The organism is Streptomyces albofaciens JCM 4342 (genome assembly GCF_008634025.1).
Lineage (GTDB): Bacteria > Actinomycetota > Actinomycetes > Streptomycetales > Streptomycetaceae > Streptomyces > Streptomyces albofaciens.
Window position 1 is genome coordinate 3,782,222 of record NZ_PDCM01000002.1, and the last position, 19,187, is coordinate 3,801,408.

Genomic DNA, 19,187 nt, shown 5'->3' on the forward strand with positions numbered 1-19,187 from the left:
CGAGGCCCTTTCTCCTCATCTTCCTCGCGGCGCATCTCGCCACGAGACGGAATTGGCACCTTCCCTAGCCGGGAGCCTCGCGGGCCGCGTGCGATGCCGCGGCGACGGAGACCGGCTGGAGGGTTGCCGGGGCTTCAACGGGCCGTATCCCTCTGCCCCTCTGGATGAGCGGTATGGCGCTGGGCCGGAGCCCAGGCGTTTGTCGCGCCGACCCCGGCATGCCCGGGACGATCGCGTTGTTCAAGACTGTAGCCGAAGGGCCGGGCGGTCGAGACAGTCGTCCGCACCGCGAGATGGATCACACCGTGGTCCCGGGAACGAAGGAGACGCGCAGGTGCTGCAAGAGGTGGAGCGCTGGCTGGGCAGCCGGTCCTGGTCGGCCGCCGACCGCCCGCTCGACCGGCTGCTGGCCGCCAGGCGCGAGACGGGGCAGACGGTCTCCGTCGTGCTGCCGGCGCTCGACGAGGAGGCGACGGTCGGCGCGATCGTCGAGACGATCCGCACGGAACTGATGACACCGTCGGTGCCGCTCGTCGACGAGCTGGTGGTGCTGGACTCCGGGTCCACGGACGGCACGGCCAAGGTCGCGGCCGAGGCGGGCGCGCGGGTGGTCCACCGGGACGAGGTGCTGCCGCGGCTGCCCGCGCTGCCCGGCAAGGGCGAGGTGCTGTGGCGCTCCCTGCTGGCCACCCGCGGTGACATCGTCTGCTTCATCGACGCCGACCTGCGCGAGTTCTCCGCCACGTTCGTCTCCGGGATCGTCGGCCCGCTGCTGACCGACCCGGGCGTGCAGTTCGTCAAGGGCATGTACGACCGTCCGCTGGGCGAGGCGGCCGGACAGGGCGGCCGGGTCACCGAGCTGGTCGCCCGCCCGCTGCTGAACCTGCACTGGCCGCAGCTGGCCGGGTTCGTGCAGCCGCTGGGCGGGGAGTACGCGGCCCGCAGGTCCCTGCTGGAGCGGCTGCCGTTCCCGGTGGGGTACGGCGTGGAGCTGGGCCTGCTGGTCGACGCGCTGCACACGGCCGGGCTGGACGCGCTGGGCCAGGTGGACATCGGCGTACGCAAGCACCGCCACCAGGGCGGTCAGGCGCTCGGCCGGATGGCCGCGGCGATCTACCGCACCGCGCAGCTGCGGCTGGCGCGCGGCCATCTGGTGCGCCCGCGGCTGACCCAGTTCGAGCGCGGCGAGGCCGGTTTCGTACCGCGCACCTGGGACGTGGACACCGAGGAGCGGCCGCCGATGGCGGAGATCCCGGAGTACGCGGAGCGGCGCGCGGCCTGAGGCGGGGCCCCGCCCCGGAGGCGCGGCGCCGGGTCCCGCGTAAACCGTGACGTTCCCCCTCCGCTCCGCACGTTTGAGCGGATCGGCGGCGGGCTAGTCTCGCAGCATGGTCTCCGAGCGTTCTGGTGCCCAGGTTCTCGTCGCGTCCAACCGCGGCCCGGTGTCGTACACGAAGGGGGACGACGGCGCGCTCACCGCCAAACGGGGCGGTGGCGGGCTGGTCTCCGGCCTCTCCGCCATCGGGTCCGACGCCGGGGCGGTGTGGGTGTGCGCCGCCCTCGGGGACGGCGACCGCGAGGCGGCCCGGCGCAGCGGCGGCCACCTGGACACCGCCGACACGGGCGGCCAGCACGTACGCATGCTGGACATCCCCGCCGAGGTCTTCACCGACGCCTACAACGGCATCGCCAACTCGGTGCTCTGGTTCGTCCACCACATGCTCTACCAGACGCCCCTGGAGCCCTCCTTCGACGAGGCGTTCCGCGCGCAGTGGGCGTCGTACGAGGCGTACAACGCGGCCTTCGCGGACGCGCTCGCCGACGAGGCCGCGCCCGGCGCCGTGGTGCTGGTGCAGGACTACCACCTCACGCTGGTGCCGGGCCTGCTCCGGGCCCGCCGCCCCGACCTGCGCATCGGGCACTTCTCGCACACGCCGTGGGCGCCCGCCGACTACTTCCGCATGCTGCCGGACGACGTGGCCGAGGCGGTGCTGCGCGGGATGCTGGGCGGCGACCGGGCGGCGTTCCTGACCCGGCGCTGGGCCGAGGCGTTCGCGGACTGCTGCGCGGCGGTGCTGGGCGCCGGGGTGGCGCGCGACGCGGACGGGGAGCTGAGCGTCACGCACGAGGGCCGGACGACCCGGCTGGGCGTGCACGGCCTGGGCGCGGACGCGGAGTTCCTGCGGGAGCGGGCGCACCGGCCGGACGTGGACGAACGGCTGGCGGCGCTGCGCGAGCAGATCGGCGGCGAGGACCGCAAGACGATCGTGCGGGTGGACCGTACGGAGCTGTCGAAGAACATCGTGCGCGGGCTGCGCGCGTACCGGGCGCTGCTGGCCGGCCACCCGGAGTGGCGCGAACGGGTCGTGCACATAGCGTTCGCCTACCCCTCCCGGCAGGACCTGGAGGTCTACCGCGCGTACACGGACGAGGTCGGGCGGCTGGCCGAGGAGATCAACGCCGAGTACGGCACCCCGGGCTGGCAGCCGGTCGTGCTGCACGTGAAGGACGACTTCGCGCGGTCGCTGGCCGCCTACCGGCTCGCCGACGTGGCGCTGGTCAACCCGATCAGGGACGGCATGAACCTGGTCGCCAAGGAGGTCCCGGTGATCTCGGAGCGGGGCTGCGCGCTGGTGCTGTCCCGGGAGGCCGGGGCGTACGCGGAGCTGGGCGACGACGCGTTCTGCGTCAATCCGTACGACATCACGGGCACCGCCCGCGCCCTGCACGAGGCGCTGTCCCTGGAGGACGGCGAGCGGGCCGAGCGCACGAAGCGGCTGGCCGCGGCGGCCACCGCGCTGCCGCCGGACCGCTGGTTCCTCCAGCAGTTGCAGGCGCTGGAGCGGTAGCGGCCGGTCTTCCCGGCGGGGGCCGCCTCCCGTTCAGGCGGGCGGCGCCCCGAGCCGGTCCGCGAGGGCGTGCAGCAGGGCGACCACGCCGGGCGGGCCGTCGACCACGAGGTCGGCCCGGCCCGCCAGCTCGGCGACCTCCGCGCTGCCGCTGCACACCAGCACCCCGGCCAGGCCGTCCGACCGCAGCTTGTCCACCGCGGAGTAGGCGGCGAGATCGCCGAGGTCGTCACCGCCGTAGAGGACGGTGGTGGCGCCGGTCTCGTGTACGTGGTCGGCCAGGGCGACGCCCTTGTCCATGCCGGGCGGGCGCAGTTCCAGGACGTAGCGGCCCGGTTCGACGATCAGGCCGTGCCGCTCGGCGAGCGCGTACAGGGGCTCGCGCAGCAGCTCGAAGGCGGCCTGCGGGTCCGCGGCGCGGCGGGTGTGGACGGCGATGGCGCGGCCCTTGTCCTCCACCCACGAGGCGTGCCAGGCGCCCAGTCCGTCCAGCACGCCGGGGAGTTCGGCCTGGACGGCGGCGACGCCGGGCGGCGGGGCGGGGGCCTGGACCGTGCCCGTGGCCGCGTCCCAGCGCTCGGCGCCGTAACCGCCGAGGACCACCAGCCGCTCCAGGCCCGGCGCGTCCGCGAAGCCGCCGAGGCGGACCGCGACGCCGGCCGGGCGGCCGGTGATGACCACCAGCGAGCCCAGCAGCGGCGCCAGGCGGGTCAGCGCCGCCACGGCTCCGGGGTGGGCGCGGGCCTTTTCGGGGTCGGGCACGATACCGGCGAGTGTGCCGTCGAAGTCGAGCGCGAGCACGGCGCGGCCGGGACTGTCCAGCAGCGCGGCGAGACCGTCCCGGCCCGCTTCGGTGACCGGCGTCGGCAAGGTGTTCGGGGGGCTGCCCATGGCGACGAGATTACCGGTCGGGCGCGGGCGCGTGCCGGGGGTACCGGCGCATCGGCGTTCCGTGCCGTCGCCGCCGGGCCGGGCGACCGGCTCCGCCACGCTCAGCGGCGGCTGCGCCGGGCCTCGCGGACGCGGCGCAGCCGGTTGACGGTGACCGGGTCGTGGGCGAGCGCCCGCGGATCGTCCAGCAGGGCGTTCAGCAGCTGGTAGTAGCGGGTCGGCGAGATGCCGAGCCGCTCGCGGATGACCCGCTCCTTGGCGCCCGGCCGGGGCCAGGAGCGGCGCTCGACACCGAGCACCGCCTCGTCCTGGGGGGACAGTGCTCCTATGTCACCGCCTCCGGTGCCGCCCCGGGTGCCGTCGCTCGTCATCACCCGTCCACGATAAGGCCGCGGTACGACAATCCCCGCCGCACGCCCGCCCACCAGGGCCGGGTGCGGCGGGGCCGGGCCGCGGGCCGGCTCACTGGCCCGCGTTGTCCGCCTCGTTCGCCGTGTTCTGGATGTCGCTGAGCACACCGGCCGGGTTGCCGTTGGCGCCCACCGCGGTGCCCATCTTGGCCTTGACGGTCTTGCTGACCAGCGGCCAGGAGGTCTTGTTCGCGGGGTAGAACTCGGCGCCGCCCAGCTGGCGCAGGAAGCTGTGCAGCTTGGCGTACTTGCTGTCGGCGAGCATCGCCTCGGAACCGGAGGTGGTGACGGGCAGCAGGCCGTACTCGCCGGAGAAGTCCATGACGTTCTTCTCGTTGTAGACGAAGTCGAGGAACTTGCCGACCTGGTCGCGGTGGCCGCCCTGCTTGAAGGCCGTCATCCAGTCGGCGACGCCCATGGTCGCCTTGGCCTTGCCGTCCACGCCCGGCAGGTCGACGGTGCCGTAGTCGATGCCCTTGGACTCGGCCTGCTTCATCAGGGTGGGGTGGCCGTTGAGCATGCCGACGTCACCGGCCGCGAAGGCGTTGAAGGCGTCCTGGCGGTTGAGCTTGGCCGGGTCGCCGCCGGTCAGCCCCGGGCCGACCAGGTTCTTCTTCAGCCATTCGAAGGTCTTGACGTTCTGCGGCGAGTCGATCGTGTACTTGCCGATGCTGTCGGTGTAGCTGCCGCCGCCGCTGAGCATCCACATCAGCGTCTCGGCCTGCGTCTCCTCGGGGCCGAGCGGCAGCGCGTACGGCATCTTCACGCCCTTGGCCTTGAGCTTCGCGGCGTCCGCCGCGACGTCCGACCAGCTCTGCGGCGGGTCGGTGATGCCCGCCTCGGCGAAGAGCTTCTTGTTGTAGAAGAGGCGGCGGGTGCTGGCGCCGAAGGGCATGCCGTACTGGATGCGCTGATACTCCCCCGCCTCCGCGAGAGCGGGCACGAAGTCGGCGTGCACGGGTATGGAGAGCAGTTGGTCGGCGCTGTAGAGCTTGCCCTCGGCGGCGTAGTCCGCGTACGCGCCGATCTGTGCCATGTCCGGTGCCTTACCGGACTTGACCATGTCCTCGACCTTCTTGTCGACGTCCTTCCAGCTGTAGACCGAGACCTCGACCTTGATGTTCGGATTCTGCTTCTCGAAGTCCTTGACGAGCTTGTCCCAGTAGTGCTGGGAGGAGTTCGCCTGGGTGTCGCCGTAGTCCGCCGCGACGAGCTTGAGCGTGACGTCGCCGCCGTCCGCGCTGCTGCCGCAGGCGGACAGGGAGAGCGTCATGGCCGTGGTGAGTCCCGCTGCCGCCAGGCTCAAGTACCGCCGCTGCACTGCCATTACCGCCTTTTGTCCCGAATGTTCCGTGCTTGCCGGGGATACCCCGTGGCTTCAGGGGTTCGCCCTCAACCGGCATGAACGCCGAGTCTCCCCCGTTTACCCACACAAGGTCTACACCACCCCTCATATCGCTTGCGCATCGGCTGTCACACACGCAGGTCACACCGGTTTGATCAGCACAGTTGCCGGCGGAACCGGACCATCCCCGCGAGTGGACTAGACCTTTCACGGCGGATCGCGCCAGACTGGTCCCGTGAGACACGTCATCGCCCTTGATGTGGGCGGCACCGGAATGAAGGCCGCCCTGGCAGGCGCGGACGGCACACTGCTCTACGAGGCACGGCGCCCCACCGGCCGGGAACGCGGCCCGGAGGCGGTCGTCGCCACGATCCTGGACTTCGCCGGGGAACTGCGCGAGACCGGGCGCCGGCGGTTCGGCAGCCCGGCGGTGGCGGCCGGCGTCGCCGTGCCGGGCATCGTCGACGACGCCCGCGGCATCGCCGTCTACGCCGCCAACCTCGGCTGGCGCGACGTACCGCTGCGCGCCCTGCTCTCCGAGCGGCTGGGCGGCGTCCCGGTCGCGCTCGGCCACGACGTCCGCACCGGCGGCCTGGCCGAGGGCCGGATCGGCGCCGGCCGGGACGCCGACCGCTTCCTGTTCGTCCCGCTGGGCACCGGCATCGCGGGCGCGATCGGCATCGAGGGCCGGATCGAGGCGGGCGCGCACGGCAGCGCGGGCGAGATCGGCCACATCGTCGTCCGGCCCGGCGGGCCCGAGTGCGGCTGCGGGCAGCGCGGCTGCCTGGAGAAGCTGGCCTCGGCCGCCGCGGTCGGCCGCGCCTGGGCCGCCGCCTGCGGCGACCCGCAGGCCACCGCCGCGGACGCCGCCAAGGCCGTCGAATCCGGCGACGAGCGGGCGCGGGCGGTGTGGCAGGACGCGGTGGACGCGCTCGCCGACGGCCTGGTCACCTCGCTGACCCTGCTCGACCCGGGCACCCTGATCATCGGCGGCGGGCTCGCCGAGGCGGGCGACACGCTGTTCGAGCCGCTGCGGGCGGCGGTCCGCGCACGGGTGACCTTCCAGCGGCTCCCCCTGATCGTTCCGGCGGCGCTCGGGGACGCCGCCGGCTGCCTGGGCGCAGGTCTGCTCGCCTGGGATCTTCTCTCCACGGAGGTAACTGCCTGATGCCGCTGCAACAGTCCGGGGACAGCGCCCCGAGCCCCCGGCGCACCGTCCTGACCGGCGCCCGGGTCGCCCTGCCCACCGGCGTGGCCGACGGGGGCCGGGTGGCCTTCGAGGGCACCCGGATCACCGAGGCCACCGGCGCCGACGCCACCGCCCCGGCCGCCGGGGACCAGGTGGTCGACCTGACCGGGCACCTCGTCGTCCCCGGCTTCGTCGACATCCACGTACACGGCGGGGGCGGCGGCTCCTTCTCGTCCGCCGACCCGGAGGAGTGCCTGACGGCCATCCGCACCCACCGGCGGCGGGGCACCACCTCCATGCTCGCCTCGACCGTCACCGGCGACCTGGACGACCTGGCCCGGCAGGCCGCCGTGCTGTCCGAGCTGACCGAGCAGGGCGAGCTGGCCGGCATCCACTTCGAGGGCCCGTTCATCTCCCCGCACCGCTGCGGCGCCCACCAGCCCGAGCTGCTGCGCGACCCCGACCCGGCGGACGTCCGCAAGCTCGTCGACGCCACGCGCGGCACCGCGAAGATGATGACCCTGGCGCCGGAGCTGCCCGGCGGCCTGGAGTCCGTACGGCTGCTGGCCGACGCCGGCGTGATCGCCGCCATCGGCCACACCGACTCCTCGTACGACGCGACCCGCGAGGCCATCGACGCGGGCGCCACCGTCGCCACCCACCTGTTCAACGCGATGCCCCCGCTCGGGCACCGCGCGCCGGGCCCGATCGCCGCCCTCCTGGAGGACGAGCGGATCACCGTCGAGCTGATCAACGACGGTACGCATCTGCACCCCGCCGTCCTGGAGATGGCCTTCCGCGACGCGGGCGCCGACCGGGTCGCCTTCATCACCGACGCGATGGGCGCGGCCGGCATGAACGACGGCATGTACCCGCTCGGCCCGATGACGGTCGAGGTCACGGACGGCGTCGCCCGGATCAGCGGCGGCCCGACCGCCGGCTCCATCGCGGGCTCCACCCTCACCCTCGACCGCGCCTTCAAGCGCGCCGTCACGATCGACGGACTGACCATCGGCCAGGCCGTGCGCGCCCTGTCGGCCAACCCGGCCCGGCTGCTCGGCATCGCCGACCGCACCGGCTCGATCGAGCCCGGCAAGGACGCCGACCTGGTCGTCCTGGACGCGTCGTACGACCTGGTGGGCGTCGTGCGGCGGGGCGAGTGGGTGGTGCGGCCGCAGGGGGTGTGACGGAGGCGTACGGATGGTGGGGGCGTACGGATGGTGGGGGCGTATGGACGGTGGGAGCGTACGGAGGGGGGACGGCAGGCGGGTATCGCCGGGTTACGGGGACGGTAGACGGGTACCGCCGGGACGTACGGGGCGGCAGGCGGACGTACGGCGATGCGCCTGACGGCTACCGCGGGAACGTACGGGAAGGCGGCAGACGGCTACCGCGGGAACGTACGGGAAGGCGGCAGACGGCTACCGCGGGGCGTACGGGGGACGGCAGGCGGGTACCGCTGGGACGTCCGTACCGCGGTACGGAGCCGGACGGCCCCGGGCGCCGGAGGCCGGACGGCCCCGTCCCGGTCGTGGCGGTGCGGCGGTTGGCCCAAGGGGTGGGCCAACCGCGGCTCGCAATGACATGATCGCTGCGCACTCGCGCACCCGCGCGCCTGTCCGTCCCGTACGGGCCCACCGGTCACCGGCCCGGTGTGCCGCGTTCGTCCACGTATGTTCCGGGGAGGGGGAGCCATGATCCTCACGGTCACGCTGAACGCAGCCCTCGACGTCACCTACCGCGTGCCCCGGCTCCAGCCGCACACCACCCACCGCGTCACCGAGGTCGTCGAGCGCCCCGGAGGCAAGGGCCTGAACGTCGCCCGGGTGCTGACCGCGCTCGGCCACCCGGCGGTCGCCACCGGCTTCGTGGGCGGCGGCACCGGCGACGCGGTGCGCGCGCTGCTCGCCCAGGAGACCGCGGTGACCGACGCGCTGGTCCCGGTCGGCGGCTCGACCCGGCGCACCGTCGCCGTCGTGGACGAGTCCACCGGCGACACCACGCAGCTCAACGAGCCGGGCCCGACCGTGACGCCCGCCGAGTGGGACACGTTCATGGCCACCTACCGGGAACTGCTCGCCGACGCGCGGGCGGTGGCCCTGTGCGGCACCCTGCCGCCGGGCGTCCCGGTCGACGTCTACGCGCGGCTGACCCGTGCCGCCCGTACGGCGGGCGTACCGGTCCTCCTGGACACCAGCGGCGAACCGCTGCGCCGCGGCCTGGCCGCCCGCCCCGACCTCGCCAAGCCCAACGCGGACGAACTCGCCGCCCTCACCGGCTCCACCGAACCGCTGCGCGCCGCCCGCGACGCGCGCCGCCGCGGCGCGCACACGGTCGCCGCCTCCCTGGGCGCCGAAGGCATGCTGGTGGTCACCTCGGACGGCGCCTGGCAGGCCGCCCCGCCCCGCCGCATCGCCGGCAACCCGACCGGGGCCGGCGACTCCGCGGTGGCCGGACTGCTCTCCGGCCTGGTCGAGGGCCTCTCCTGGCCGGCCCGGCTGACCCGCGCGGTGGCCCTGTCGGCGGCGACGGTACGGGCCCCGGCGGCGGGGGAGTTCGACCGGGGGACGTATGAGGATTTGCTGGGGGAGATCAGGGTTGTGGAGCAGCCGGTAGGGGTGTGAGAAGCGGGGCAGCACCGCCCGGCCCGCCTGGAATGCGTGTGCGCCGACCACCCCTGAGGGGTCGTCGGCGCACTCCGCGGCCGGTCCGTCAGCCCTTCACATGCCCCGCCTTGAGCTGGACGCGGTCGAGGTTGACCTCGCACTGGTCGCCCTGCTCACAGGAGATCTTGAGCGTGTTGGTGCCCTTGTTGAGCTTGATCCAACGGTAGGTGAACGTCCAGCCTTTGTCCCAGGCACCTTCGGAGGCATGGGCGAAGTTCGACATGTTGATCTTGTCGGGCGACCCGCCGTTCACCGACAGCGATGTCTTCGCGTCCTTGCCCGGGACGCCGTAGTTGATGAGCAGCGTGTAGTCACCGCCGTCGGGGACGTCGACCGACCAGGTGGCGGCGGCACCGACCTTGTTCAGCGACACATACGCGCCGTTCGCCGCCTTCGCGCCCGGCACCGACTTGTCCGTGGTCGCCTCCGGGCTGAGCGACAGCGAGGCCGCCGCCTCCTTGGGGAGCGGGGCCTTCGTCGGCTTGTCGGACGGCTTCTCGCTGGGCTTCACGGACTCGCCCGCCGTCGGCGTCGGGTCGCCGCCGCCCGCCTCGTCCTTCTTGTCACCCTGATTGGTGAGCACCGCCACGCCGATGCCGACGCACACCACCGCGACGACCGCGATCGCGCCGATCAGCAGCCCCTTGTGGTTGCGCCGGGGCGGACCGTCCTGACCGTGCCCCGGGGGCGGACCCTGGCGGGTGCCGTTGCCGCCCGGGAGCGTCTCGGGGGCCGCGTAGTGGGCGTTCTGCTGGCCGTAGGGCTGCTGCGCGGGGACCTGCTGCTGGCCGTACTGGCGCTGCCCGTACTGCCGCTCGCCGACCGCGCGCACCTGGTTGTACGAGGCCCGCGGTACGCCCGGCCGCCGCGCCGCCGAGCCGCCCGCCGCGCCCTGCGCGCCGCTCTCGCCGCCCTCGGAGCGGTAGAGGTGGGCGAACGGGTCGTCGTCCTCGGGCGTGCCCGCGCCGTTGTTGCCGGCCGTCATTCCGTGTCACTCCCCAGCGGTCTGTACGAGATGGCTGTACTGATCTTCAGGCCCCGGCGGCGCCCCGCCGCATCGGCGCAGCCTACCCCGTTCGGGGGATGCCACGCCGAGCCGGAACGTGCCCGCGAGCGCCGCGGACGGCTCACGGCCGGCGCGCCGCACGGCCACGTCCCGGCGTGCGCGTCGGCTCGCCCGCCGGCGCGCGCTCCGCTCAGCCCGCGCGCCGGCCCGCCTTCGAGCGGGACCGCTTTTCCACGTACATCCGCTGGTCGGCGGACTGCAGGACCTCCTCGGCGGACATCCCGCAGGCGGCCCAGCCGATGCCGAAGCTGGCACCGACCCGTACCGCCCGGCCGTCCACCCGGATCGGCGGGATGATCCCGTTGCGCAGCCGGACCGCGAGGTCCTGCGCGTCGGCCTTGCCCAGGCCGTCCGCGAGCACCACGAACTCGTCGCCGCCGAGCCGGGCGACCGTGTCGCCGTCCCGCACGCCGTTGGTCAGCCGCCGGGCCACCTCGATGAGCACCGCGTCACCCGTGTGGTGCCCGAACCGGTCGTTGATCGACTTGAAGCCGTCCAGGTCGCAGAAGAGCACCGCGAGCCCCTTGGCGCCGTCGTCCTCCGGCCCGTCCGAAGGTGCGATGACGTGCACATGATGGTCGTACGGGCCGGCCGGCACCGCGTCCGGGCCGTCGACGGCGTCGTACCCGTCGAAGACCTCGGAGGTGTCGGAGCCGAAACCGTGCGCCTCCTGGAACGCGGCGACCGAGGCGGCGGACGCCGCCGAGGCGTACGCGTCCGCGTCCGAGCCGGGCGGGCGCGAACACAGCCGGGCGCCGAGCCGGGCCCGCAGCTCGGCGCTGTTGGGCAGCCCGGTCAGCGCGTCGTGGCTGGCCCGGTGCGCGAGCTGGAGCTCGTGGCGCTTGCGCTCCTCGATGTCCTCGACGTGGGTGAGCAGGAAGCGCGGCCCGTCGGCGGTGTCCGCGACGACGGAGTTGCGCAGCGAGACCCACACGTACGTGCCGTCGCGGCGCGCCAGGCGCAGCTCGGCGCGCCCGCCCTCGGCGGAGGTGCGCAGCAGCGTGCCGATGTCCTCGGGGTGGACGAGGTCGGAGAACGAGTAGCGGCGCATGGCGGAGGCCGGGCGGCCCAGCAGCCGGCACAGCGCGTCGTTGGTCCGGTGCAGCCGGCCGTGCTGGTCGCCGCCCATCTCGGCGATGGCCATGCCGCTGGGCGCGTACTCGAAGGCCTGCCGGAAGCTTTCCTCACTGGCGCGCAGGGCCTGCTGCTCGCGCTCCAGGCGCACCAGCGCGCGCTGCATGTTGGCGCGCAGCCGCGCGTTGCTGATCGCGATGGCGGACTGGAACGCGTACATCTGGAGCGCTTCCCGCCCCCACGCGCCGGGCCGGCGGCCGTTGCGCGGCTTGTCGACGGAGAGCACTCCGAGGAGTTCGCCGCCGCCGTTCGCGGCCGTGTACATGGGCGCGAAGAGCCGGTCCATCGGATGCCACTCGTCGGGGAAGCGCGGCTCGGGCCCGGCGGCGTGCCACTGCGGCACATCGTCGTCGTCCAGCACCCAGCCCTCGGTGTGCGGGATGAAGCACAGGCCGCCCCAGCGCTCGGCCATGTTCAGCCGGCGGTCCCACGAGGCGCGGGAGCCGACCCGGCCGGCCATCAGGGCCTCGGCACCGGCGCTGCCGGCCACCGCGGCCACCACGAGGTCACCGTCGGGCCGTACGAGGTTGACCGCGGCGAGCTCGTACCCGAGCCCCGTGATCACTCCGTCGGCGACGGTCTGCAGGGTGTCTGCAAGGCTGCGTGCGGTGTTCAGATCGGCGACCACTTGGTGCAGCTGCCGCAGGGTCGCAAGACGGACGTATGGCTCCGACTCGGTCTCCATCGCTCGCTCTCCCCGAGACCTCGACAGCAACTCCAGGATTGGGTGTCGTCCGATTGCCACGGCCACTGAATCACAGTGAGCTGTTCACTCGGTACACAGGGTCAACAATTACTGGCTGCTGTGACTCAAGTCACAGAGCGTGGCGGCTGCTTGATGATCTTCGAATGGGCGCCACTGGAGGGACTTCTACAATTCCTGAACGCAAATCCGGACGCAAGGGAGGGCTCCGCCGCCGGACCTAGGGCGCGCCTGGTTCCCGAGCCCGATGCGGAGCCGCCACGCCCCCCGTTAGCGTTCATGGCGTGTTCACGAAAACCTCCGCCGCCACCTCCGGCAATCGCTCCGCCGCGCCCGTTCCACCACGCTCCGCGCCCGGTGGAACGGCGATCCCCCATCCTGGTGGGGTGAGTGACGACGAGTTCCGCGCCGCCCTGTCCCGGCTCGCCGCCGGGGTCGTACTGATCACCGCGCACGATCCGGAGGACGGTCCGCGCGGCGAGGACGTGGGCATGACCGCCACGGCCTTCCTGTCCGTCTCGCTCGAACCACCCTTGGTGATGGTGAGCGTTCGCAACGACTCCCGCATGGACGACCTTCTGGAGCGCCAGCCCCTATGGGCGGTTTCGGTGCTGTCGGAAGGGCAGCGGCACATCGCGGGCCGGTTCGCCATGAAGAACCGCATCAGCGACAGACTGCTCTTCGCGGACATTCCCACGGAACAGGGCGAAGCAACCGGCGCCCCGCTGATCGGCGGCGCACTGGCACGCCTGGAATGCCGCACGGAACAACGAGTGGTCGCCGGCGATCACACGCTGGTCATCGGCCGGGTACTGACGGCGCACACCGCGGAGGAGGACCGGGGGCCGTTGATGTACTTCCGGGGGAAGTATCGGCATTTGGGGTGAGGGGGGCTTTTTACTGGTGAGGGGGCGCTGGCGAGGGGGGTTCGCTGGCCGCTGGCGAGGGAGCGCTGGCGAGGGGGGCGCTGGTCGCCGGTGAGGGGGAGCTGGCGAGAGGGCTCTTTACTGGTGAGGGGTGGGGGAAGGCGCTGGGGGCCGGAAGGTGTACGGCCGGGGGATCAGATCGAATCGGATCGGATCGGCGCGGGCGCGGTCCTTCCCTCACGTCCAGTCGCGGCCGGAGCGCCCGCGCTTGATGTCGCCCCGCTGCTTCTTCTCCCGCAGCCGGCGTTCGTTGATGCCGCGCGGTATGCGCTTCTTGCGCCGCGGCTTGGGCGGCGGCGCGGTGACCTCGGCGAGCAGGGCGGCGAGCCGCACGGCGGCGGTCTCCCGGTTGCGCCACTGGGAACGGTGCTCCGAGGCCCGTACGGACACCACTCCGCCCTGGAGCAGCCGCCCGCGCTCGGCCAGCCGCTGGAGCGCCCGCTCCTTCCACACCTCGGGCAGCGCTTCCGTCGCGGCCAGGTCGAAACGCAACTCGACCTGGCTGTCCGACGTGTTGACGTGCTGGCCGCCGGGCCCCGAGGAACGCGAGAAACGCCACGTCAGCTCGGCCTCCGGGAGAGCGACCGAGCCGCGGATGACATAGGGCCCTGACATGCCCCCATGATCTCGCGTCCGCCGGATCACGTCACGTCGTTTTGCGGGGCCGCTCCTGCCGCCCCCGGGATTCTGCGCTCGTGGGCTTGTGCGCTCGTGGGCTTCTGAGCTCGTGGGCTTCTGAGCTCTGGGCTTCCGCGCCCCTGGGGGGCACCTGGGCTCCTGGGCTCCTGGGCTCCTGGGCTCCTGGGCTCATCGATCCTTGGCTCTTCTGCCGACGTGGGGAGCCGGCGGAAGGATGTGGCATCAGGATTTGGCAAAGAAAGTAAAGGGAGCTGGAACCTGACGGTCCCTTCATCACGTTGTCCAGGGTGACGGTAGCTTCGTCCGGAGTACGGAGCCCGACGATTCGACGAGGAAAGGGACATCCCCATGGCTGTAAGCCTGTCCAAGGGCGGCAACGTCTCGCTCACCAAGGAGGCACCGGGCCTGACCGCCGTCACGGTCGGCCTCGGCTGGGACGTCCGCACCACCACCGGCACGGACTTCGACCTCGACGCGAGCGCCATCGCGGTCAACGCGGCCGGCAAGGTCTACTCCGACCAGCACTTCGTCTTCTTCAACAACAAGGTCACGCCGGACCAGTCCATCGAGCACACCGGTGACAACGTCACCGGTGAGGGCGAGGGCGACGACGAGCAGATCAAGGTCAACCTGGCCGCCCTCCCGGCCGACATCGACAAGATCGTCTTCCCGGTCTCGATCTACGACGCCGAGAGCCGCAGCCAGAACTTCGGCCAGGTGCGCAACGCCTTCATCCGCATCGTCAACCAGGCCGGCGGCGCCGAGATCGCCCGCTACGACCTGAGCGAGGACGCGGCGACCGAGACCGCCATGGTCTTCGGCGAGCTGTACCGCAACGGCGCCGAGTGGAAGTTCCGCGCCGTCGGCCAGGGCTACGCCTCGGGCCTGGCCGGCATCGCCAAGGACTTCGGCGTCAACGTCTGACCTCGTAGCCGTACGCCTTGCCCCGGGCGCGCGGTGGGCGACTGGTGCCAGGTGAACGATTGATGCCCGGTGGGCCCAGTGTCCCCTGTGGGCCCAGTGTTCCCTGCGGGGCTGGTGTCCCCTGTGGGCCTGGTGTTCTCTGTGCGCCCGGTGTCCTCTGCGCGCCCGGTGTCCTCTGCGCGCCCGGTATGACGTCGGTCCGTACGGCCTTTCGTGGTCGTGCGGGCCGACGTCGGCGTTTACAAACGCACACACCAGGGAGATCGCCCGCCGGCCGCCCGCCCCGGCCGCGCCCGTCCATCACTGCTCACCGACCGGTGGCTGACGGGCCAGGAACTCGGCGAACGCCGCCGCCTGCTTCGGGTCCATATACCCCTGCCGCCCATGGACCGCCTGCCGCTCCAGCCAGTCGAGCCACCCGGCAGGGCGCAACTCGACCACCACCGTCCGCCCCCGGGTGAACGTCATACGCTCGCCGTCCGCATGCACGTATCGTGTGTACGGACCATGCCGCACCGGTCCGGGCGGCCGTTCCTCAGCCGCGTCCGGCAGTGGTATCGGCGCACCGAGGAACCGCTGCGCCCAGTACTCCAGTTTGGCCAGTTCGGCCGCCGGGAGCAGCACGCTGTGCGGTAGGTCGCCCTGGGTGAGGAGTACGCGCTCTCCCGTCTGCTCGACGTGAGCGACCAGGTGACCGAAGTCTTCGACGGTGTCCGGCAGTTCAGCGCTTCTCATGGGTGCCGACATTACTGGCCGCCGCCGCCAAAAGATTCGGCCGTGGCCGGAGGGGCGCCGGAGGGTTGCCGGAGCGATGCCGCAGTGGGGGTAGCCCCCTAGAGAAGGTACCTCTCAGGTGAGGGCATCCCCCTGGTGAGAGCACCTCTCCGGTGGGTGTGTCCCCTGCCGAATCGGGCGGCTGGCCACAGCGCGCCGCCATGTGCCCGCAGGCCATGATCCTTCTCAAGCCACCGCGCACAAGCCGAGGACGGACATCATGGCCAAGCACCGGAACCGCGTCAGCCGACGGAGACTCCTGACGACGACGGCGATGATCACGCTGGGAGCGGCGGCCCTTGCCCCCGCAACGGCCCAGGCAAATCCGACTCGGGATCCGTCTCCAGCGCCGACTCGGTATCCGACTCCAGCTCCGGCTCTGTCGTCGGCCTCAATGACCTCATCGGCTTCAAATGCGTCAAATGCCTCAGCCACCTCAACCGCCCCGGCCGCTTCGGTCAGCGCCTACGGGAACCAGAGCCCCGTCCGTGCCCTGGAGCAGGCAGCCCACCCGCTCCGTTCAACCGGCCCCGGCCGTAACACGGCCGATCTGCGCGCCCTCTCCGCGATGATCGGCAACGCCAAGGTGGTGGGTCTCGGCGAGGCCACGCACGGCTCGCACGAGTTCTTCACCATGAAGGAGCGTCTCTTCCGCCACCTGGTCGAGGAGAAGGGCTTCACCACCTTCGCCCTGGAACTGAGCTGGTCCGCCGGTCTTGAGATAGACGAGTACCTACAGACCGGTAAGGGCGACGGCCGCCAGATCGCCAAGCGGGCGCTGGCCAACTCGCCGTGGGACCGCGAGGAATTCGTCAGCCTCATCACCTGGATGCGCGACTACAACCGCCGCCACCCCCACCGCACCGTCCACTTCATGGGCGACGACATCGGCGCCCCGTCGATCAACGACGCGTTCTTCGCCCGGGTGACCGGCTACGTACAACGCACCCACCCGGAGTCGCTGCCACGGCTCAACGACCTGTACGCCGGGCTGCGCCCGATCGACGATGTCTTCGCCTACTTCCGCAAGCCGATAGCGGAACGACAGCGGCTGGCCGACAAGGCACAGCAGGCTCTGAAACTGATCACCAGCCTGAAGGACACCGAGGCCAGGCCCGGGGCCAGCGCTGGAACCAGGCCCGGGTCCGGCTCCGGGGTCCAGTCCGAGTCCGGCTCCGGGTCCGAGCCCAGGACCGGCTCCGGGGGCCAGTCCGAGCCCGGCTCCGGGGCCGAGCCCAGGACCGGCTCCGGGTCCGGGTCCGGGTCCGGGTCCGGGTCCGGTGGAGACGCCTACGCGTGGGCCGTGCAGAACGCCCGGTTCATCGCGCAAACCGCCAAGTTCCTCACCATGGACATCAACGACCCGGCCTCGGTCACCGCCGCCCAGCGCTTCCGCGACGAGGTGATGGCCCGGAACGTCACCTGGTGGCAACGGCGTACCGGCCACAAGATCCTTCTCTCGGCGCAGAACGACCACGTCGGCTACGCCGCCGGCGATCCCGAGCTGTACCCCAAGACACAGGGCTCGTTCCTGCGCGACATGATCGGCAGGAACTACCTCCCCATCGGCTTCACCTTCTACCAGGGCTCTTTCCTGTCGAAGGACGCCGCCCTCACCGGCGATTGGAAGAAGTTCACCGTGGGCGCTCCCAAACCCACCACGAACGAGTACGTCCTCGACAAGGTCCGCCACCGGGACTTCTACCTCGACGTACGCCACGCCCCGCCGGCCGCCCGCACCTGGCTGAACACCACTCGCCCCACGCGCAACATCGGCACCGAGTTCCCCCACCCGGACGCCCACGTCGCGATCGCCCGCTCCTTCGATGTCCTCGTCCACCTCCACAAGATCAACGCGGCCACGAGGACAAAGCCGTAACGCCCGTCCCCGATCTCTCACCCGACCCCGGCCCCGACCCCACACCCAGCTCCGGCCCAGCCTCGGGCCCGGTTCCGGCTGCGGCTCCGGCTCCGGCCATGCCGCAGTCGCCGCGGTCCGTGCGGCACCGGCCAGGTGGGAAATGGCCGGTGCCGCATCGGGCCTTACGCCGAACCCGACGGGGGCCGCGCCCTATCCGCCCCCGGAGAGCGCCACCGCCTCACCACCTCAGCGCCTCACCCTCACCGCCTCACCCTCACCGCCTCACAGCTCGTCCAGATCCACCGCCTCGGCCATCGCGCGGTACCCCGCGTCGCTCGGGTGCAGGTGGTCACCGGAGTCGTAGGCCGGGGCGAGGCGGTCACGGTCGGCCGGGTCGGACAGGGCCCGGTCCAGGTCGACCACGGCGTCGTACTCGCCGGAGCTGCGTATCCAGGCGTTGAGCGCGTCGCGCTTGGCCTCGCCGCGCTCGGAGTAGTAGGCGGCGCCCTTGAACGGTGTGACCGTCGCGCCGATCACCTTCACCCCCGCGGCGTGCGCCTGGCGAATCAACGACCGCTGCCCTTGCACGAGTTGGGCGAGCGAAACGTCAGGGGCCGAGCCATCGGGCCAATTGGGCGACGCGCTGGCGCCGATGTCGTTGATCCCCTCCAGCACGATGACCGAGCCCACGTTCGGCTCACCGAGCACGTCGTGCCGGAAGCGGGCCACGCCCTTCTCCCCGGCCCACGACGAGTCCGCGGTGATCCGGTTGCCACCGATGCCCTGGTTGAGCACGCCGCGCGGGCGTCCGGTGGCCGCGAAGCGCTCGGCGAGCGCGTCCGGGTAGCGGCGGTTCGCATCGGTGGTGGAGCCGTACCCGTCGGTGATGGAGTCGCCGAACGCCACCACCGCCTTCCGGCGCGCGTCGTCCTTGCCGCCGGAGACCTCGACGCCCGACAGGTAGTACCAGGACTGGGACTTCTCCGTGAAGGCCGCCGCGCCGGTGTCCGACCGGTGGTCGCCCTTCGCGCGGTAGGTCGTGGCCAGGGCGGCCTGGTGGAAGGTGGCCGGACCGGTCGGCCCGGCCACGTACAGCGTCACGGTCAGCGAATCCAGCGCCCGGACCTTGAACGGCAGCCCGTCACTGCGCACCTCGCCGCCCGCCGGTACGGTCACCGACCGGTGCCGCCCGAAGTACAGGTCCCGTACGGAACCATGCTGCACCGACGCCCCCTTGCCCGCTCGGGCGATGGTCGCGCCGGTCACCTTCAGCGGCGTACGGCCGTAGCGGTTGGACAGCTCGATACGGGCCTTGGTGCCACCCGTGCTGACCCGGACCACCTGCCGGACCGTGTGGTCGGTGAAGCCCGCCACCGACCAGTTGGGCATCAGTGCGTGCGGCGCCTGCGGCGAGGTGGCCCAGGCGCCCCGCCACCGCTGCCCACTGCCGCGATCACCGGGCGAGGCCCCCTTCTCCCCCGCCCCCGCGCCCGCTGCCGCCGGTACCGACGGCGACGCGGCCACGGCGGCCGCATCCCGCTCCGTACCGAGCACCGGCAGCGCTATCAGCGCCGCGGCGGCGAACAGTGCGACGCCCGAGCGTCTGGCCTTGGTACCTGACATGATCATCCCCACCCTCTGACTGATCGGATGCACAAATTGCACAAATCTGAGTCCGTTGATCCGGTTCGTTGATCCGGTTCGTCGGTCCAGCTCGTTGACCTGGCCGGTTTCGTTGCTCCGGCCGGTGTCGTCGGTCCGGTCGGTTCCGTTGCTCCGCCCGGCTTCGCTGCTCCGGCCGGTGTCGTAG

16 protein-coding genes and 1 riboswitch are annotated in these 19,187 nt (G+C 72.2%); of the genes, 8 read left to right on the plus strand and 8 right to left on the minus strand.

The genetic code is table 11. The features are described 5' to 3' along the window. Positions 1 to 12: 12 nt before the first annotated feature. A riboswitch (SAM riboswitch) is annotated at positions 13 to 171 on the minus strand. A 163-nt stretch (positions 172 to 334) separates the two neighbouring features. Continuing rightward, the gene (locus CP973_RS36410) at positions 335 to 1,282 is read left to right on the plus strand and encodes a glucosyl-3-phosphoglycerate synthase (protein ID WP_150248466.1); all 948 of its coding nucleotides are present in this window, start codon (positions 335 to 337) and stop codon (positions 1,280 to 1,282) included. A gap of 106 nt (positions 1,283 to 1,388) precedes the next feature. Next, positions 1,389 to 2,849, plus strand: coding sequence for an alpha,alpha-trehalose-phosphate synthase (UDP-forming) (locus CP973_RS36415; protein ID WP_150248469.1), 1,461 nt, complete (start codon positions 1,389 to 1,391; stop codon positions 2,847 to 2,849). 33 nt (positions 2,850 to 2,882) lie between these two features. Here CP973_RS36415 and otsB read toward each other — a convergent pair whose 3' ends face one another. The 3 genes from otsB to CP973_RS36430 all read right to left on the minus strand — a co-directional run bounded on the left by otsB (position 2,883) and on the right by CP973_RS36430 (position 5,471). Further along, the gene (gene otsB / locus CP973_RS36420; RefSeq protein ID WP_150248472.1) at positions 2,883 to 3,740 is read right to left on the minus strand and encodes a trehalose-phosphatase; all 858 of its coding nucleotides are present in this window, start codon (positions 3,738 to 3,740) and stop codon (positions 2,883 to 2,885) included. Between the two features lie 101 nt (positions 3,741 to 3,841). Further along, positions 3,842 to 4,111, minus strand: a complete 270-nt coding sequence (locus tag CP973_RS36425) for a DUF3263 domain-containing protein (RefSeq protein WP_150250772.1) — start codon at positions 4,109 to 4,111, stop codon at positions 3,842 to 3,844. 91 nt (positions 4,112 to 4,202) lie between these two features. Beyond that, positions 4,203 to 5,471, minus strand: coding sequence for an extracellular solute-binding protein (locus CP973_RS36430; RefSeq protein WP_150250774.1), 1,269 nt, complete (start codon positions 5,469 to 5,471; stop codon positions 4,203 to 4,205). A gap of 259 nt (positions 5,472 to 5,730) precedes the next feature. Between CP973_RS36430 and CP973_RS36435 the strand changes: the two genes are divergently transcribed. The 3 genes from CP973_RS36435 to CP973_RS36445 all read left to right on the plus strand — a co-directional run bounded on the left by CP973_RS36435 (position 5,731) and on the right by CP973_RS36445 (position 9,308). Then, positions 5,731 to 6,663: an ROK family protein gene (locus CP973_RS36435; protein ID WP_150248475.1), complete on the plus strand. Its 933-nt coding sequence runs from the start codon at positions 5,731 to 5,733 to the stop codon at positions 6,661 to 6,663. Next, positions 6,663 to 7,871, plus strand: a complete 1,209-nt coding sequence (gene nagA, locus CP973_RS36440; protein WP_150248479.1) for an N-acetylglucosamine-6-phosphate deacetylase — start codon at positions 6,663 to 6,665, stop codon at positions 7,869 to 7,871. The genes CP973_RS36435 and nagA overlap by 1 nt, the downstream gene beginning before the upstream one ends. A gap of 507 nt (positions 7,872 to 8,378) precedes the next feature. Then, positions 8,379 to 9,308, plus strand: coding sequence for a 1-phosphofructokinase family hexose kinase (locus CP973_RS36445; RefSeq protein ID WP_150248483.1), 930 nt, complete (start codon positions 8,379 to 8,381; stop codon positions 9,306 to 9,308). An 88-nt stretch (positions 9,309 to 9,396) separates the two neighbouring features. On the opposite strand, the gene CP973_RS36450 is transcribed toward CP973_RS36445, so the two are convergent. Both CP973_RS36450 and cdgB read right to left on the minus strand, forming a co-directional pair. Further along, a complete protein-coding gene (locus tag CP973_RS36450) occupies positions 9,397 to 10,335 on the minus strand; it encodes a carbohydrate-binding protein (RefSeq protein WP_150248486.1) in 939 nt (312 codons plus the stop codon). Positions 10,336 to 10,546: 211 nt separating this feature from the next. Further along, entirely contained in the window at positions 10,547 to 12,235 is a 1,689-nt protein-coding gene (cdgB, locus tag CP973_RS36455; protein ID WP_150248489.1) for a diguanylate cyclase CdgB, read from the minus strand. Between the two features lie 404 nt (positions 12,236 to 12,639). Between cdgB and CP973_RS36460 the strand changes: the two genes are divergently transcribed. After that, positions 12,640 to 13,140, plus strand: coding sequence for a flavin reductase family protein (locus CP973_RS36460; protein ID WP_150248492.1), 501 nt, complete (start codon positions 12,640 to 12,642; stop codon positions 13,138 to 13,140). A gap of 216 nt (positions 13,141 to 13,356) precedes the next feature. Here CP973_RS36460 and arfB read toward each other — a convergent pair whose 3' ends face one another. After that, complete coding sequence (gene arfB, locus CP973_RS36465; RefSeq protein ID WP_150248497.1) at positions 13,357 to 13,794, minus strand: alternative ribosome rescue aminoacyl-tRNA hydrolase ArfB; 438 nt, start codon at positions 13,792 to 13,794, stop codon at positions 13,357 to 13,359. A 372-nt stretch (positions 13,795 to 14,166) separates the two neighbouring features. Here arfB and CP973_RS36470 point away from each other — a divergent pair, with 372 nt between their 5' ends. Then, the gene (locus tag CP973_RS36470; protein ID WP_030604881.1) at positions 14,167 to 14,742 is read left to right on the plus strand and encodes a TerD family protein; all 576 of its coding nucleotides are present in this window, start codon (positions 14,167 to 14,169) and stop codon (positions 14,740 to 14,742) included. Between the two features lie 300 nt (positions 14,743 to 15,042). Here CP973_RS36470 and CP973_RS36475 read toward each other — a convergent pair whose 3' ends face one another. Continuing rightward, entirely contained in the window at positions 15,043 to 15,477 is a 435-nt protein-coding gene (locus CP973_RS36475; RefSeq protein WP_150248499.1) for a type II toxin-antitoxin system Phd/YefM family antitoxin, read from the minus strand. Between the two features lie 607 nt (positions 15,478 to 16,084). Here CP973_RS36475 and CP973_RS36480 point away from each other — a divergent pair. Then, positions 16,085 to 17,395 carry an erythromycin esterase family protein gene (locus CP973_RS36480; RefSeq protein WP_150248502.1) on the plus strand — a complete coding sequence of 437 codons (1,311 nt, stop codon included), beginning with the start codon at positions 16,085 to 16,087 and terminating at the stop codon, positions 17,393 to 17,395. Positions 17,396 to 17,659: 264 nt separating this feature from the next. Here the strand turns inward: CP973_RS36480 and CP973_RS36485 are convergent, their stop codons facing one another. Next, positions 17,660 to 19,006: an SGNH/GDSL hydrolase family protein gene (locus CP973_RS36485; RefSeq protein WP_150248505.1), complete on the minus strand. Its 1,347-nt coding sequence runs from the start codon at positions 19,004 to 19,006 to the stop codon at positions 17,660 to 17,662. Between the last annotated feature and the right edge of the window lie 181 nt (positions 19,007 to 19,187).

Excerpts from the sequence above, each read along its gene's own strand:
- CP973_RS36415 (WP_150248469.1), top strand. The coding sequence starts at position 1,389 with ATGGTCTCCGAGCGTTCTGGTGCCCAGGTTCTCGTCGCGTCCAACCGC.
- otsB (WP_150248472.1), bottom strand. The coding sequence starts at position 3,740 with ATGGGCAGCCCCCCGAACACCTTGCCGACGCCGGTCACCGAAGCGGGC.
- CP973_RS36425 (WP_150250772.1), bottom strand. The coding sequence starts at position 4,111 with ATGACGAGCGACGGCACCCGGGGCGGCACCGGAGGCGGTGACATAGGA.
- nagA (WP_150248479.1), top strand. The coding sequence starts at position 6,663 with ATGCCGCTGCAACAGTCCGGGGACAGCGCCCCGAGCCCCCGGCGCACC.
- CP973_RS36445 (WP_150248483.1), top strand. The coding sequence starts at position 8,379 with ATGATCCTCACGGTCACGCTGAACGCAGCCCTCGACGTCACCTACCGC.
- CP973_RS36450 (WP_150248486.1), bottom strand. The coding sequence starts at position 10,335 with ATGACGGCCGGCAACAACGGCGCGGGCACGCCCGAGGACGACGACCCG.
- cdgB (WP_150248489.1), bottom strand. The coding sequence starts at position 12,235 with ATGGAGACCGAGTCGGAGCCATACGTCCGTCTTGCGACCCTGCGGCAG.
- arfB (WP_150248497.1), bottom strand. The coding sequence starts at position 13,794 with ATGTCAGGGCCCTATGTCATCCGCGGCTCGGTCGCTCTCCCGGAGGCC.
- CP973_RS36470 (WP_030604881.1), top strand. The coding sequence starts at position 14,167 with ATGGCTGTAAGCCTGTCCAAGGGCGGCAACGTCTCGCTCACCAAGGAG.
- CP973_RS36475 (WP_150248499.1), bottom strand. The coding sequence starts at position 15,477 with ATGAGAAGCGCTGAACTGCCGGACACCGTCGAAGACTTCGGTCACCTG.
- CP973_RS36480 (WP_150248502.1), top strand. The coding sequence starts at position 16,085 with ATGATCGGCAACGCCAAGGTGGTGGGTCTCGGCGAGGCCACGCACGGC.
- CP973_RS36485 (WP_150248505.1), bottom strand. The coding sequence starts at position 19,006 with ATGATCATGTCAGGTACCAAGGCCAGACGCTCGGGCGTCGCACTGTTC.